Here is a 16,109-nt window from a genome sequence, read left to right on the forward strand (position 1 = left end):
GCGGGGTGCGGGCATCGGCGGCGCCGAACGCCCGGCGATCCGAGCGGCACCGCGGGCGACGGTCGACGCCGGATCACGCTCGGTGAGCACGGGCAGATGGAATTCACCGGACAGTTGCTGCGTGAGCAGGCCGATCGACGCACCGCCGCCGATCGCCGCGATCGCGGTGAGGTCGGTGGTCGCCCGCCCGGCCCGGTCGAGCGCCTCCCGGATGGCCGGTCCCAGCCGCGACAGCGGGTCGCCGAGCAGATCCTCGAACTCGGTTCGGGTGATCCGGACGTCGCCGCGGTAGACCGGCAGGTCGACGTCGACCATGGCGACGGTGGCGCGTGAGAGTTCCTCCTTGGCCGCCCGGCAGCGTCGGCGCAGGCCGGTCAACGCAGCGGTGAGATTGGCGTCCGGGTTGGACAAGACCGTCGGATCGTCGATGACCTCCGACAGCACGAACCGCATCACCGCATGGTCGAGATCGTCCCCGCTCGGCTCGTCGACGCGAACGACGTCGCCGACGACGGAGCCCGTCGCCGGGTCGGCCACCGCGACCGACGTTCCCGACGCACCGGCATCGACCACGGCCAGCAGCCCGGTGCGCGGCATGTCGGCGAGGGTCCCCAGCTGCGCGAGTGCGCACGTGAGATCCGACTCGAGATGGGCATCGGCCCGCACCCCCGCCTCGGGCAGTGCACCGCGGAGCGCGTCGACGGCCTGCGCGGTCCAGTGTGCGGGATATCCGACGACGACCGGTGGGGACTGCCGGAACTGTGGGGCCAGGGTTCGCATCACGCTCGCCACCGCGGTCGCCGTGACCGCCTCCGGCCGGTGCGCGGATCCGTCCGGCGCGGTCAGCGGGACCGGGTCGCCGACCCGTTCGACGAACCCGGCGAGCGTCACACCACCGCGGCTGGATCTCGGATTCTCTTCTGGTGTACCGACTTCGGGCTTCTGATTGGGTATCGAGGTGAGTACCGCCGAATGTCGGGTGACCACCTCGACCGGCGGCGGGAAGGTACACGCACGCAGGTTGCGCGTCCCCAGTGAGACCCCAAGGGCTGTCGCGACCATCGATCCGTCTCTTTTCGTGCTGAACCGCTCCGGGGCCTCACACCCCGGATCGTGATGGCGGGTCGGCGCTCCCGTGGAACCGGCCCGTGGCCGTCCCGACGCGATCGATGATCGGTCCCGTCCGGCGACCTGAATCGAGTGAAGGCGCCCCCGGCGCCGGATGCGCGAGTAGCGAACTACTCGAATCCCTTGGGGGTTCCCCGCACATCCCCCATCGCGAACACTGCGGGTGCGGCGTTCGGCGGACCGGGGATCCCCTACGCATACCGAAAGCGTACTAGGCACAGGCCCCTAGTGGACAGCATCCCGGGTTCGGGCCGATACCCGTGATCGGGGGTCGGTCGCCGGACTACCCTCGGACTGGAGACGACGTCGCCGCCGCACTCCGACGCCGGCACTCGGCCCGCGTGAAGCGCACGCGTGACCTGAGCCGAGAGGGGAGAGACCGTGCCCGCCAATGCATTGCTGCAGTTCGTGATGGCGCTGGCACACGACCCCGCGGCCGCCGCAGCCTTCGCCGACCACCCGGAACAGGCCATCGCCGACGCCGACCTCCACGGCGTGTCCGTCGCCGACATCGAGAGCCTGCTCCCGATGGCCACGGGCAGTGCGCCGCCCCCGGGGGCCGCCGCGGCACCGGCCACCGACATCTGGGCGGGAAGCGGTGTGGCACATGCCTTCGACGCCCTCGACGACCTCTCCATGCCGATCACCCCCCACGACCCGGATGCGCTGCACACCGACGGTTCGTCGATACCCTTCGGCGCCGCACCACCCTTCGGCGCCGCACCACCCTTCGGCGCCGCACCACCCTTCGGCGCCACACCACCCGTCGGCGTCGATCCACCCGTCGGGGACGATCCAGGCACTCCCCCGTTCGACCCACCCGGCTTCGACCAGCCGGCATTCGATCACCCCGGTTTCGACCAGCCCGGTTTCGACCAGCCGGGCTTCGACCAGCCCGGTTTCGATCACGCCGTCCCCGATCAGCCCGGCCCCGACGTCACGGGCCATTCCGACATCACCGGCCACACCCACGGACTCGATGCAGATCTCGGCGAGAACGATTCCACCGGATCACTTTTCGATTCGCTCCCGGATCTCTGATCCGGTCCGCCCGGCATCCGGGTACCCACCCCCGTGCCGCCGCCGATCCCCCACGATCCCCGGCGATCCCCCACACCCCCCGGTGATCGGCGTATCGATTCCCCTAACCCGCACCCCGAGGACGGTGGTTCGACCCCGTTTGGTGGCGGCCCGTCGGCTCATAGCGTGAAGTCATGTCTCCACGAAGGGAGGCCGGAATCACAAGGAGATCCCCATGAGTTCGATGATCACCGAGAACGCCTTGGTCGAGTTCATCAAGAGCCTGTTCGACGACGAGAGCAAGGCCGCCGCCTTCAAGGAGAATCCCGGCAGATGCCTGGACGACGTCGGCCTCGGCGACGTGACACCCCACGAGGTGAGCCAGGCGATCACCGTTGCAGCACAGAGCGTTCCGGCTCCATCAGGCTCAGGGACGGGCTGGACGCCGAATATCCCCGATCACGGGAGCCCCGCACAGATCCTGCAGCAGGTGACGAACAACTACTACCAGCAGATCAGCAACACCACGATCATCGGCGACAACAACACCGTCGAGACCACCCAGACCAGCGCCAACGGCGACGGGTCGGTGGCGGTGGGCGGTGACGCCCACGGGCCGATCGCCACCACCGGCGGCGTCGCCGGCAACGACAACGAGGTGGGCAACACGACCGATGACCACAGCGTCGAGGTGGACAAGTCGGTGCACGGCAACAACAGCGGCAACACCCAGTCCACCGACATCGCCGACAACAGCTCCAACGACAGCCACAACAAGGTGGGGGTGACCACCGTTCCCACCGCGCCGGTGTCGCCACCCGTCGCGGTCACCACACCGCCGTTCCCGACGACCGTCGCAGTGGACCCGGCAGCCGCGGTGATGACCGGCGCCCAGCTGACCGGCGGGGAATCGTTCGCGCCCTTCGGCGACGTCCCGACCATCCTGCCCGGTGAGCACGGCCTGCCGTTCATCGCCGACCCCGCACCGAATTCCGGCTCGGGCACCGGCATTCCCGACATCACCGACACCGGGCACGACACCCCGGGCGATCCGTTCGACCTCCCGGGGACGCACGACCCGTTGGGTCCGACGAACACCGATCCCCTGACCACAGATCCGCTGACCACCGATCCGACCGCCGGCGGGCTCGGTGCGGAGCACGCCGACAACACCGGTGTCGATCACGTCCCAGACCTCGGCGCCGATCCCGGATACACCCCCGACCACACCGGATTCGTCCCCGACACCGGCGGGTCCGAGGTGTCCGCCGGCATCACCGATCCCGGCGGTGGAGACTACGGCGTCGGGGACCCGGGCGGTGGCGATCTGGGCGGGGGCGATCTGGGAGGCGGTGGATTCTGATCTCGGACAGCACTATTCGAACAACGTCACAGCGTCGACACGTCCGGCGGCCATCTCGGCGAGATGGCGGCCGGACGCCGTCGGGTGTGATGGGCGTGATGGGCGCAGGGGGACCGATCCCCGATCGACACCCCTGCGGGCCCCCACCATCCCCCGACAACCCCCACCCCAGAGGGGGGGGACCAACCCCGTTTCGACTCCACGGCCGAGCCCATAGCGTTGGTCACATCGTTGAACACCACTCAGCGACTCCCCACCGAAACCCTTCCCCGACAAGGACAGAACAATGACCAACCAATGGACCGGCGGACAGCAGACAGCCGGAATCGATTCCTCCACAACCACTTCGGCATCCGGCACCGGATCGGTGGCGGTGGGCGGCGACGCCTCCGGACCGATCGCCACCACCGGCGGCGTGGCCGGCGACGGCAACTCGGTCGGCAACAGCTACGACGACCACAGCACCTGGGTCGATCAATCGGTACACGGCAACAACAGCGGCAACACCCAGAACACCCACATCGAGGACAACAGCACCAACGACAGCCACAACCAGCTGAACGTCCACGCCGGGGGCGGCGACGGCGGCGACGGTGGTGACGGCGGCGGCTGGGGCTTCGGCGGCGCCGGCGACGGTGGTGACGGCGGTGGCAACGTCGACCTCAGCGGAATCGATCTGGGATACACCCGTGGCGGCATCACCAGCGACAACAGCAACCACTACACCGAGACCCACGACTCGCACGACATCAGCGACTCGTTCAACGACGAGCGCAGCTACGACTCGCACGACGACAACTCGACCAACGACTCGTTCAACGACAACTCCCAGCACACCCACTCCGAGAGCGGCTTCGATCCGGGCGACCTGCTCGGTGGCGTGGCCGATGCGGCCGGCGGCGTCGCCGGGGCGTACGGGGACGTCGCGGGCGGCATCGCAGGTGGTATCGCCGGCGGTGTGGCCGATGCGGCGGGCGGGATCGCCGATGTCGCGGGCGACGCGGTCGACGCCATCGGTGACGCACTCGGCGACATCTTCTGAGTCGGTCACCGCCTCCCCGGCGGCCGCATGCCACCCGCGTCCGGCCGCCGGGGACGATCCCCCACCTGATCGCTTTCATCCGCTTCGAACACCGGGACCGACATGGACGCCAACACCGCGAAAGTCGTCAAGATCGTCGACCGTCTCGCCGACATGGCGGGCACCGCCGGTCGCGAGGACCTCACCGCCCGCATGGCCGCCACCCGCGATCGGGTCACCGACCCCCGCGCCCGGGTCGTGGTGGTGGGTCAGCTCAAACAGGGCAAGAGCCACCTGATCAATGCACTGCTCAACGTCCCGGTGTGCCGGGTCGGCGACGCCGAGACCACCTCCACCATCACCGTCATCGGACACGGTGAGCAACCCGCCGCCCGGCTGGTCGTCGCCGACACCGACGAGCACGGCGGCACCACGGGCACCGGCCGGGTCATCCCCCTGACCATGGACGACATCTCCCGCGATCTGTCCCGGGCCCCCGAGGCCGGCGGTGCCCAGGTCCTGCGGGTCGAGGTCGACATCCCGAGCCCGCTGCTGCAGCGTGGCCTGGTCCTGGTCGACACCCCGGGATCCGGCGGGGTCGGCTCCCCCCACGCCGCGGCCACCCTCGGCCTGCTGAGCGCATCCACCGCGATCATCGTCGCCTCGGACGTGAGCCAGGAGTACACCGCCCCGGAGATGGCATTCATCCGGCAGGCCACCGAACTCAGCGAGAACGCACTGCTGGTGGCCACCAAGACCGACCTCTACCCGATGTGGCGTGAGGTGGGATCTGTCCGCCGACTCCGACTACGACCTGCGCAACCGGACGCGGCGGCTGCTCAAGGACTACGAGGCGAGGATCGATGCGACCGACCCCGCCCGGATCTGGGCGGAACTCGGCGAGAACCTGCAGAACGAGGTGGCCGAGGCGGTCGGCGACAACTTCATCTGGACCCACGAGCAATCCCTCGCACTGGCCGAGCGTGTCGCCGAATCCTTCGCCGACACAGGTGATGTCGCGATACCCCGACTCGATCTGGCAGCTGTGGGCCACGAGATCGCGCCGGTCGACGGACTGTCCGATCTCGAGCAGGCGCCGTCGGGCATGGTGCACAAACTCGTCACCGGACTCCGCGGCTCCTACGGCGGCATGATGATGTTCGGCATGATGTCGACGCTGGTCGGCATGACGATGATCAACCCGTTCTCGGTGGCCGCGGGTGTGATGCTCGGCCGCAAGTCCTACAAGGAGGACGCCGAGGCGCGGCTGACCCGACGCCGTGCCGAGGCCAAGGCCGCGGTGCGGCGCTTCGTCGACGACGTGCTGTTCGAGGTGGGCCGGGAATCCCGGTATCGGCTGCGTACCATCCAGCGTCTGCTGCGCGACCACTTCCGGGAGATCGCCGAGCAGACCACCCGGTCGCTCACCGAGTCGATCAAGGCGATCGAGGAGTCGGCCCGCACACAGGTCGCCGACCGTGAGACCAGGGCCAAGGCGATCGAGGCCGACCTCGCATTCCTGGGACAGATCTCGACGTGGGCGGGCGGAGGCGACCGTGAGCACGTCTGACCGTGTGCGGTCGATGACGGCCGCGGCCACCCAGGCATACCGGGAGACCTCCCGCGCGCCCGAGGACGCCCTCGACGACCTCGACCGCTGCTCCCGACGACTCGGCGAACCACTGCGGATCGCCCTGGCCGGTGCACTCAAGGCCGGGAAGTCGACGCTGCTCAACGCGTTGATCGGCGAGGAACTCGCGCCCACCGATGCCACCGAGTGCACCAGGATCGTCACCTGGTTCCACCACGGCCCCACCCCGACCGTCCGCGCACACCACATGAACGGCCTCAGCGCCCCGGTCCCCATCGCCCGCGTCGACGGTCACCTCGACTTCGATCTCGACACCCTCGACCCCACTGCCATCGACAGGCTCGAAGTATCCTGGCCGACAACTGAACTCACACGCCGAACGATCATCGACACCCCGGGGACCGCCTCACTCAACTCCGATGTGTCCGCGCGCACCATGCGTCTGCTGGCACCCGAGGACGGGGTATCCGGCGCCGACGCAGTGGTCTACCTGATGCGGTCGACCACGGCGTCGGACGTGTCGACGCTCTCCGAGCTGAGCCGCCAGGTCGGCGGCAGCGGCGCACCCCTCGGCGTGATCGGCGTGATCTCCCGGGCCGACGAGATCGGGGTCGGCCGGATCGACGCGATGCTCTCGGCGAAGGAGGTCGCGGCGAGGTCGGCCGCCGACCTGTCCGCGTCGGGTCTGTGCCAGGCGGTGGTGCCGGTCGCCGGACTGCTCGCGCTGACCGCACGCACCATGCGCCAGCGGGAGTTCCGGGCGTTGTCGGCGCTGGCGTCGGCCCCGGCCGAGGACCTGCAGCTGGCGATGCTCTCCGCCGACCGGTTCACCCGCGAGGAATCGACACTGCCGCTCGAGGCGGAGACCCGCACACACCTGATCCGGCGGTTCGGCCTGTTCGGCATCCGGATCGGTGTCGCGCTCGTGCAAGGAGGGGTGGCCGACGCGAACTCGCTCGCCGAGGAGTTGCTGGCGCGCAGCGGGCTGGTCGAACTGCAGCAGATCGTCGACGTGCAGTTCGGGCAGCGCGCCGAACAGCTCAAGGTGCATTCGGCGCTGGTCGAGCTGACCCGCATCCTCGCGCGCTATCCGACACCGGCCACCCGGCCACTCGCCGACGAGGTGCGCCGCATGCTCGGCGACGTCCACGGCTTCGAGGAGGTCCGGTTGCTCGGGATGCTGCGATCGCGGCGCACCACGCTCTCCGACGGTGAGATCGTCGACGCGACCCGCCTGATCGGCGGTTACGGGACCTCGGCCGACGATCGGCTGGGCCTCGACCCGTTCGAGACCATGACGTCCGGCCGGCCGGCGGCCATCGCCGCCGTACAACGGTGGCGGGGGCGGGCCGGGCATCCGCTCAACGACTCGTTCACCACCCGGGTCTGCCGCGCGGCGGCCCGCAGCGCCGAGGGGATCGTCGCGACGATGGACGCCGCCGCACACCGGGCGCACACAGCGCCGGGCGGGGAACTCAGGGCACGATGAGTCGCGGCGGCGCGGTCAGATCGGCCGCACGCACCACCGAGTCGACCGCCTCGAGGAACGGCGGCACGAACTTGTCGGCACCGATCACACAGCATGCGTGACCGCCGTCGACCTCGAACCGCTGAGCCCCGGCGATGCCGTCGACCAGCAACTGCTGACGGTCGGGATCGACGACGCGGTCACGGGTCGACACCACCACCGATGTCGGCACGTCGATCTCACCGAGCCACGGCCGGGAGTCGAAGCGCCCCAGCCCTTCCCCGAAGTCGCCGGTGTGCGAGAGCGGAGTCGAGAGGAACTGCTTCATCCCCCACACCATCGTCGTCGACGACGGCTTGTCCAGGCTCGCATCGGAGGGTCGCGGGATCACCTTGTACACCGGCTTGAGGAATCGGCCGGTGCGGTTGGCCTGCTCGCGCAGGTGGGGATCGTTGGTGCTGAAGAACGGACCGGTGGAACAGAGCACCAGTCCGCCCACCCGCTCACGATGCCGTTTCCACACCAGCTGCGAGATGCCGCCGCCCATGGAGAAGCCCGCGGTCACGAAGCGGTCGATGCCGAGCTGGTCGGCGAGGGCCACCGCGTCGTCGGCGCAGTCACGCAGATCGAACCGATCCGACCGGATCCCGCGGCCGTGCCAGCGGTGGTCGAGTGTGACGACCCGATAACGCTTGTTGAGTTCGGGGATCACCGGATACCAGCACAGCAGTCCGGTGGTCATCACCGAATGCTGCAGGAAGATCGCGGGCGCCTCGGCGGGCCCCGAGTCTGTGACGAAGGTCGTCCCCCGGCCGGGCAGTTCCACCATGCTACCTGCGGGAAGATCACGGACGTCGGCATAGAGTCCGTCGACGCGCAGGGCCCGAGAAATCCGATCTTTGGCAGTTGAACTCACTCCTACGACGTTACGCGAATCGATGCGGACACGACCGGACTACGACGACGTGCCCCCGACCTGTCGAGCCGGCCTGTCGGGGCGACATGAGATGCTGATCACATGATGGGGATCGATCGTCCGAAGATCGAGGGTTCGGTGGGGGTCGACGGGGGACGCCGTCGGATCGGCTTTGCCGAGTTCGGATCGGCCACCGGCCGCGCCGTGATCTGGTTGCACGGCACTCCCGGCGCACGGCGCCAGGTGCCCACCGAGGCGCGGCAGTTCGCCGCCGACAACCACATCCGGCTGATCGGCCTCGACCGGCCCGGGGTCGGCAGCTCCACGGCCCACCGGTACCAGCGGGTCATCGACTTCCCGGCCGACCTCGGCCCGGTGCTCGAGGCCCTCGGGATCGACGAGTTCTCGGTGGTCGGCCTGTCCGGTGGCGGGCCATATGCCCTGGCCACCGCCTATGCCTTCCCGACGCGGGTGGTCGACGTCGGCATCCTCGGCGGGGTGGCCCCGACCGTCGGCCCCGACGCCATCACCGGCGGGGCGATGACCTACGGCAGCCTCGCCGCACCCCTGGTGCGGGTCGCCGGTGCCCCGCTCGGTCAGGCGATCAGCTCGTTCCTGTCCATCGCGCGTCCGGTCGCCGACCCCGCGATCCGGCTGTACGGGCGGTTCTCACCGAGCGCCGACCGCGAACTGCTCGCCCGCCCCGAGTTCCGCGCGATGTTCCTCGACGACCTGCTCCACGGTGGCCGGCGCCGGATGGAGGCGCCGTTCACCGACATCCTCGTCTTCGCCCGCGACTGGGGTTTCCGCGTCGGCGACGTCACCGCCCCGGTGCGGTGGTGGCATGGTGACCACGACCACATCATCCCGTTCGATCACGGCCGCCACATGGTGTCGCTGCTCCCCGACGCGAAACTCCTCGCGCTGCCGGGCGAGAGTCACCTCAGCACCCTGGGCAGCTCCGTCGACATCCTCACCGAGTTGCTGTCGGTGTGGGATACGCAGCGTCCGCCCGCCTAACCCGCCTGCTCACCCAGTTCTGCCCCACCCAGTTCGGCGAGAATGGCCGCGGTGTGTTCACCGAGCGCGGGCACCGCACCCATCCGCAGTTCGACGTCGTCGAAGGTCATCGGTGGCAGCACCGCCCGGATCGGGCCGATCTCGGTGTCGACTGTGCGCCAGCGGTCCCGTTCGGCCAGTTGCGGATGGTCGACGACGCCGCCCACGTCGCGGATCTGCGCGGCCGGGATGCCCGCGGCGGCCAGCTTCGCGTCGAGATCGGCGGTGGTGAAGGTGCGGGTGCGGTCGGCGACGAGTCCGTCCACCTCCGCCCGACGCGCCACGCGTTCGATGTTGGTGGCATATCGCGGGTCGTCGGCGAGTTCCGGTGCGGCCAGGACGTCGGTGACCAGCGTGCGCCAGCCACGATCGTTCTGCACCCCGATCAGGATCTCGCCGTCGGCGGTGGGATAGCCGTCGTAGGGGACGATGGCCGCGTGCCCCAGCCCACACCGCGGGATCTGCCGGCCGGCATGCATCCGGATGTACATCGGGTGCCCCATCCACTCGACCACGGCGTCGAACATCGACACGTCGATCCGCGCGCCCCGACCCGAGACTCCCCGGCGTACCAGCGCCGACAGCACCGAGGTGAGCGCGTACATACCGGCCGCGATGTCGGCGGTGGGAACCCCTGTCTTGGCCATCGTGTCGGCGGTGCCGGTCACCGAGATCAGTCCGGTCTCCGCCTGCACGAGCATGTCGTAGGCCTTGTGGTCGCGCATCGGGCCGTCGGTGCCGTAGCCGCTCATGTTGACCACGATCAGCCCCGGATGGTCGGCGCGCAGAGTGTCGGCGTCGAGGCCGAGCCGGTCGGCGGCACCGGGTGCGAGGTTCTGTAGGAAGACGTCGGCCCGGGCGATCAGCCGCCGCACCAGATCCTGTCCGCGCGGGGTCTTGAGGTCGACGGTGAACGACTCCTTGCCCCGGTTGAGCCAGACGAAATGCGAGGCCAGGCCGTCCACCGCGGCGTCATAGTGCCGGGCGAAGTCACCCTCGTCCTCCCGCTCGATCTTGATCACCCGCGCCCCCAGATCGGCGAGATGACGGGTGGCCAGCGGTGCGGCCACCGCCTGCTCGAGGGCCACCACGGTCAGCCCGGTCAGCGGCAGGTCGTCCGCGCGTGCGGCCTGCGGTTCGGCATCGGTCACCATTGCACCTTCGCCGGTGCGCCCGAGCGGTGTCAACGCGCACCGCGTGTCCGGTCGCACACGACCCGGACATCGCGTCATAGGAGCTGACTCACGGTCTGTGAACCGACCGATCTTTGCGCACAGCGGATTTCCGTGTTCAGATGCTGAGATGAGCGTCACCATCGAGATCACCGGCCATGCACAGCGCGAGGCATGGGCGCGCAAGGAGATTCCGCCCGTCGAAGAGGTCCGCGACGGGCTCTGGTCGATCCCGGTCTCGATGGGTCAGAACCCGTTGCGCTACATCCTCGTCTACGCGCTGGCCGCCTCCGACGGGACGCTGGCCCTGATCGACACCGGCTGGGACTCCGACGAGGGCTGGCAGATGCTCGTCGACGGCATCCACGCCACCGGACACGACGTCTCGGATGTCAAGAAGGTGGTCATCACCCACCTGCACCCCGACCACTTCGGGATGGTGCCGCGCCTGCTCGACCATGCCGACCCGATCCTCGGGATGCATCGCAACGACGCCCGGCACCTGCGGTTCCACACCGACGCCGAGGTCGGCCGCCAGCTCGCCCAGGGGCAGGCCGAACTGCTGCGGCTCGGCGTCACCGACAACGCCGTCGACATCGGCCTGAACCAGTTCACCAGGCTCCCCAAGGGCCGGACGATGGACGTCGAACTCGCCGACGGCGACCCGATCGGCGTGCCGGGCTGGGATCTGCGCGCGGTGTGGACACCCGGGCACACCGCCGGGCACCTGTGCTTCGTCGACGACACCGCCGGGGTGATCTTCACCGGCGACCACCTGCTGCCGCGGATCAGCCCGAACGTGTCGACCAATCCGTTCCAGGCCGAGAGCCCCCTGGCCGACTACCTGATCTCGCTGGCCAACACCGAGCAGCTCCCCGACCACGAGGCCCTGCCCTCCCACGAGTACCGCTTCCGCGGGCTGGCCACCCGGGTCGGCGACCTGCTGGCCCATCACGAGGACCGGCTCGACGAGATCACCGCCGCCGTCGCCGCCGACCCGGAGATCACCGCATGGGACGTGACCCGCTCGGTGACCTGGTCGCGGCCGTTCGCCGAGCTGTCGGTGCCGCTGTCGCACATGGCATTGCGCGAGACCCACGCGCATATGCTGGTGCTGGCCGCCCGCGGCGTGCTCACCGCCACCGAGCCCGACGCCCAGACCGAGCCCGTCCGGTGGTCGGTGACCGCCCCCGCCTGACCCGCACGGCCCGACCCACCCGAGCTTCACCCGGCACGAGGAGTCCCGTTGAGTTCTGTCACCACCGAGTTCGCCGACGGCGTCGCCGTTTTCACCATCGACCGGCCCGACGCCCGCAATGCGGTGAACCAGGAGGTGGCCACCGAGCTCGCCGCCGCCGTCGACGAGCTCGAACGCCGGGACGACATCTCGATCGCCATCCTCACCGGCGCCGGCGGGACATTCTGTGCCGGAATGGATCTCAAGGCCTTCACCCGTGGTGAGCTCCCCTTCGTCCCCGGTCGCGGCTTCGGCGGTCTCACCGAGTCACCGCCCACCAAGCCGCTGATCGCCGCGGTCGAGGGGTGGGCGCTGGCCGGTGGCTGCGAGCTCGCGCTGTCGGCGGATCTGATCGTGGCCGCCGAGGACGCGAAGTTCGGTCTGCCCGAGGTCAAACGCGGACTGGTCGCCGCGGCCGGCGGCCTGCTCCGGCTGCCCAAGATCCTGCCCTACCAGCTCGCCTCGGAGATCGCCCTCACCGGCGAACCCGTCACCGCGCCGCGGCTCCACCAGTTCGGCGTGGTCAACACGATCACCGCATCCGGCGGGGCGCTCGACGGCGCACGGGAACTCGCCGCACGTATCGCCGCGAACGGCCCACTCGCGGTGAAGGCCACCAAGCAGGTGCTGGGGATGGCCGTCCGCTACACCGACCCCGACCTCTTCACCGCCCAGAGCGTCCCCCTCGACCCGGTGTTCGCCTCCGCCGACGCGCAGGAAGGCGCCCTGGCGTTCGCCGAGAAGCGCGCACCGAACTGGACCGGCCGGTGAGCCGCGAGCGGTCCCGCCGCGACGTCCTGCGCGCGGCGGGTGTCTACGCACTCGGTGCGGGCGTGCTCGGTACCGGTGCCCTCGGTACCGGTGTGCTCGGGGCCGGCACGCTGGGGTCGGGCCCGGCGACGGCAGCACCGTCCGGATTCGTCACCCCGCCACCGGTTCCCGGATGGACCGACGGATTCTGCTTCGGTGCCGCGAACTCCGGGTTCCAGGCGGAGGGATACAACCCGGACTCCAACTGGAAGCGTTACACCGACCGCGCCTCGGCGACCGGTGAGGTCGACCCGGTCGGCAACGCCGTCGACTTCCGGCACCGCTACCGCGAGGACATCCGGCTCGCACAGGATATGGGCCTCAACACCTTCCGCTTCGGTATCGAGTGGGCCCGGATGGAGCCACGCCGCGGCCACATCGATCGGGAGGCACTCGCCTACTACGACGACGTCGTCGCCACCATCCGGTCGTCGGGTATGCGCCCGATGATCACGTTGCTGCACTACGTGTATCCGGGATGGGTCGTCGACCAGGGCGGTTTCCTGGGTGCCCGCACCCTCGACGACTGGACACGGCACGTCGAGATGATCACCGAACGCTACGCCGGTTCCGACACCATGTGGATCACCATCAACGAGCCGGTGGTCTTCTTCGGTCACGAGATGGAGGTCGGCACGGTCACCGCCACCGACCTGCCGCGCTTCCTCGACCGGGTGGCACAGGCGCATCGCGTCGCCTATCGCGCCGCGCATCGGGCCGATCCGGCGGCCCGGGTCGGCGCCAACGAGGCCTTCCTGCCCGCGGTCACCCCGGCCGTCGACGCCGTGTTCTTCGATCGCGTCCGCGACACCCTCGACTTCGTCGGCATCGACTACTACTACGGTGCGGCGCTGAGCAATCTCACCGCGATCTACGGGGCCACCAGCGATTTCGCGAAGATCCGCCCGCAGCCCGACGACATCTACCAGGCCTGCCACCACTATGCGCAGGCCTATCCGGGCAAGCCGATCTACATCGTCGAGAACGGGATGCCCACCGACGACGGCCGCCCTCGCGCCGACGGCTACACGCGCGGGACCTTCGTCGACGACACCCTGTTCTGGCTGCAACGGGCCCGAGGCGAAGGGCTCCCCATCGTCGGCTACAACCACTGGTCGATCACCGACAACTACGAATGGGGCACCTACAGTTCGCGTTTCGGCCTCTACCGGGTGGATGTCCGGACCGATCCGACGCTGACCCGACACCCCACCACCGGGGTGGCGGCCTACCGTCGGATGGCTGCCGGACGCGGCCCGGCCGCCGGATATCGTCCGGTGATGGCGCCCGCCGTCGGCTCGGCGGCGCGGATACCGCAATCGGTGGTGTCGCCCAGCCGGATCGACGGACCGCGTGCACTGCTCTGATCTCCGCCCCGGTGCAGGTGCCGGGACGGATTCCTTTCTAGGATGAGCAGGTGGACCTGCATCTGACCGCCTACTTCGTCGCGGTCATCGACCACGGCGGGATCACGAAGGCGGCACAGGCCCTCTACATCTCGCAACCGTCGCTGTCGCAGGCCATCCGGACCCTCGAGAAACGTCTGGGCGTCACCCTGTTCGACCGCAGTGGCCGCCGGCTCGAGCTCACCGATGCGGGGCGTCGGCTCGAGGTGGCCGCCCGGCGCATCCTCGCCGACGTCAACCGCGCCAAGGACCGGGTCGCCCGGGTCCGCGAACTGCGTTCCGGGCGAGTCGACATCGTCACCAACTCCACGCTCGCCATCGATCCCCTCGTCAGCATGGTCCGGGCGTTCCGGCAGCAGTTCGCCGACGTCGTCGTCCGGGTCGTCTCCGCCGACGGCCCCGCCGGCATCCTCGCCGCCCTGCGTCACGGTGAGGCCGAGCTCGGGCTGATCGACTCCGACGCCGACCACGCCAGCTTCGTCGCAATCCCCCTGGGGACGCAGGAGATGGTCCTCGCCACCGAGCCCGCACTGCTCCCCGACCGTTCCACGACGATCCTGCCGCGCGCCGCGGTCCGCGCCATCCCGTTGGTGGTCGATCATTCCGATCAGCCGACCGCGGCGATGATCGCCGATCTCGTCGCCGACGACGGCCGCAACGTGGTGGTCGACTGCGCCCACCCGGCGGCGACGTGGGAACTCGTGTCGCGAGGTGTCGGTGCCACCGTCCTGCCCCGCCCCATCGCCGCCGAGACCCTGCCGCACGCCACGATCGTCGAGCTCGACCCACCACTGCGCCGCGACTACGGACTGGTCACGCGCTCGGGTCAGCCGTCGCCGGCCGCCGCCGCATTCATCGCGGTCGCCCGCGCCCACTGCGGGGCGCCGGACGTCTCCACACTCGACGGCCGGGACTGGTGAGGCGTGGAGCTCCGACAGATCGAGTACTTCCTGGCCGTCGTCGAACACGGCGGCATCGGCGGCGCCTCGGCCGCCCTGGGCGTCACCCAGCCCACGGTGTCCCAGGCACTTCGGGCCCTCGAACGCGAACTCGGGGTGCCGCTGTTCCATCGGATCGGCCGCGGCATGGCGCCCAGTTCGGCCGGACGTGCACTGGTGGGCTCGTCACGTCAGATCATGCGCGACATCGCCGCCGTCGATGATGCGTTGTCGGCGGAGGGCGGTGAGCTGACCGGCCGGGTGGACGTGCTGGCCTCCCCGTTCGTCAGCGGTGGCGTCGTGACCGATCTCATCACCACCTTCCGCACCGAGAATCCTTCGGCCACAGTGCGTCTCGGGGAGCTGCGCGAGGAATCACAGGCGATGACCGTGCTCGAGGAGGGCCGCTGCGAGTTCGTGATCACCCATCTGCCCACCGTCGGTGACGATCTCGACGTGGTCGTGCTCGGCGAGCAGGAGTTCTGGCTGGTCTACCCGCCCGGAACCGACCTGCCGCCCGGGCCGGTGGGCCTCGCCGACCTCCCGCTGATACCGATGATCATCGTGCCCCGCGGCGGATCGGTCGCCGAGGAGATCGCGAGTGCGATCCGCGAGGCCGGGGTACGCTTCCCCCTCGCCGTGGTGTCCGATCACCGCGAGGAGCGAATCCCCATGGTGCTGGCCGGAATCGGCGGCACACTGGCCGAGCGTAGGGTGGCCGAGGCCGTCGCCGACCGCGCCGTCGTCCGCCCGGTCAATCCGCGCTTCGCCCGCACCTTCGCCCTCGTCTTCGACCCCGGCACCCTCTCCCTCGCCGGCCAGGCCTTCGCTGACATCGCACGCCGCGTCACCACCGACTGAACGGTCCTCTCCACTGGCCCATTGATGATGAGCCGCGCCTTCATTTGAAATCATCAACGGTCAGTGACTGATTGAGCGATGCCCTTCTGTTGATGATTGAGCCGGGACCGAGCATCGCG

At 69.6% G+C, this 16,109-nt stretch carries 15 protein-coding genes; 12 read left to right on the plus strand and 3 right to left on the minus strand.

The annotated features are described in order from the left end of the window. A partial coding sequence (locus GD1_RS04240) for an Hsp70 family protein (protein WP_157079375.1) occupies positions 1–1,062 on the minus strand: 1,062 nt, incomplete at its 3' end. A gap of 447 nt (positions 1,063–1,509) precedes the next feature. Here GD1_RS04240 and GD1_RS04245 point away from each other — a divergent pair. The 6 genes from GD1_RS04245 (at position 1,510) to GD1_RS04265 (ending at position 7,612) form a co-directional block, all read left to right on the plus strand. Further along, a complete protein-coding gene (locus GD1_RS04245) occupies positions 1,510–2,169 on the plus strand; it encodes an IniB N-terminal domain-containing protein (protein ID WP_059035886.1) in 660 nt (219 codons plus the stop codon). A gap of 214 nt (positions 2,170–2,383) precedes the next feature. Then, on the plus strand, positions 2,384–3,511 hold the full coding sequence (locus GD1_RS04250) for an IniB N-terminal domain-containing protein (protein ID WP_059035889.1): 1,128 nt from the start codon (positions 2,384–2,386) through the stop codon (positions 3,509–3,511). Positions 3,512–3,797: 286 nt separating this feature from the next. Next, positions 3,798–4,553, plus strand: coding sequence for a hypothetical protein (locus tag GD1_RS04255; protein ID WP_053778810.1), 756 nt, complete (start codon positions 3,798–3,800; stop codon positions 4,551–4,553). Between the two features lie 102 nt (positions 4,554–4,655). Then, on the plus strand, positions 4,656–5,546 hold the full coding sequence (locus tag GD1_RS25355; RefSeq protein ID WP_238403530.1) for a dynamin family protein: 891 nt from the start codon (positions 4,656–4,658) through the stop codon (positions 5,544–5,546). A 31-nt stretch (positions 5,547–5,577) separates the two neighbouring features. After that, positions 5,578–6,102, plus strand: a complete 525-nt coding sequence (locus GD1_RS25360; protein ID WP_238403531.1) for a hypothetical protein — start codon at positions 5,578–5,580, stop codon at positions 6,100–6,102. Further along, positions 6,089–7,612, plus strand: a complete 1,524-nt coding sequence (locus GD1_RS04265; RefSeq protein WP_059035891.1) for a dynamin family protein — start codon at positions 6,089–6,091, stop codon at positions 7,610–7,612. The genes GD1_RS25360 and GD1_RS04265 overlap by 14 nt, the downstream gene beginning before the upstream one ends. Here GD1_RS04265 and GD1_RS04270 read toward each other — a convergent pair. Next, on the minus strand, positions 7,599–8,507 hold the full coding sequence (locus GD1_RS04270) for an alpha/beta fold hydrolase (RefSeq protein WP_059035893.1): 909 nt from the start codon (positions 8,505–8,507) through the stop codon (positions 7,599–7,601). The two genes, GD1_RS04265 and GD1_RS04270, sit on opposite strands and share 14 nt — an antisense overlap. A gap of 102 nt (positions 8,508–8,609) precedes the next feature. Between GD1_RS04270 and GD1_RS04275 the strand changes: the two genes are divergently transcribed. Further along, a complete protein-coding gene (locus tag GD1_RS04275; RefSeq protein ID WP_059035894.1) occupies positions 8,610–9,527 on the plus strand; it encodes an alpha/beta fold hydrolase in 918 nt (305 codons plus the stop codon). Here GD1_RS04275 and GD1_RS04280 read toward each other — a convergent pair. Beyond that, the gene (locus tag GD1_RS04280) at positions 9,524–10,717 is read right to left on the minus strand and encodes a CaiB/BaiF CoA transferase family protein (RefSeq protein ID WP_373855234.1); all 1,194 of its coding nucleotides are present in this window, start codon (positions 10,715–10,717) and stop codon (positions 9,524–9,526) included. The genes GD1_RS04275 and GD1_RS04280 overlap by 4 nt on opposite strands. A gap of 151 nt (positions 10,718–10,868) precedes the next feature. Here GD1_RS04280 and GD1_RS04285 point away from each other — a divergent pair, with 151 nt between their 5' ends. The 5 genes from GD1_RS04285 to GD1_RS04305 all read left to right on the plus strand — a co-directional run bounded on the left by GD1_RS04285 (position 10,869) and on the right by GD1_RS04305 (position 15,990). Next, complete coding sequence (locus GD1_RS04285) at positions 10,869–11,936, plus strand: MBL fold metallo-hydrolase (protein ID WP_059035898.1); 1,068 nt, start codon at positions 10,869–10,871, stop codon at positions 11,934–11,936. Between the two features lie 48 nt (positions 11,937–11,984). Then, complete coding sequence (locus GD1_RS04290; RefSeq protein ID WP_053778816.1) at positions 11,985–12,746, plus strand: crotonase/enoyl-CoA hydratase family protein; 762 nt, start codon at positions 11,985–11,987, stop codon at positions 12,744–12,746. Between the two features lie 62 nt (positions 12,747–12,808). Beyond that, positions 12,809–14,152 carry a family 1 glycosylhydrolase gene (locus GD1_RS04295; RefSeq protein ID WP_373855235.1) on the plus strand — a complete coding sequence of 448 codons (1,344 nt, stop codon included), beginning with the start codon at positions 12,809–12,811 and terminating at the stop codon, positions 14,150–14,152. 50 nt (positions 14,153–14,202) lie between these two features. Then, entirely contained in the window at positions 14,203–15,111 is a 909-nt protein-coding gene (locus GD1_RS04300) for a LysR family transcriptional regulator (protein ID WP_059035900.1), read from the plus strand. A gap of 3 nt (positions 15,112–15,114) precedes the next feature. Beyond that, a complete protein-coding gene (locus GD1_RS04305; protein ID WP_059035902.1) occupies positions 15,115–15,990 on the plus strand; it encodes a LysR family transcriptional regulator in 876 nt (291 codons plus the stop codon). The last annotated feature ends 119 nt before the right edge of the window (positions 15,991–16,109 follow it).

Origin of the sequence: Gordonia desulfuricans NBRC 100010 (genome assembly GCF_001485495.1) — a bacterium.
Lineage (GTDB): Bacteria > Actinomycetota > Actinomycetes > Mycobacteriales > Mycobacteriaceae > Gordonia > Gordonia desulfuricans.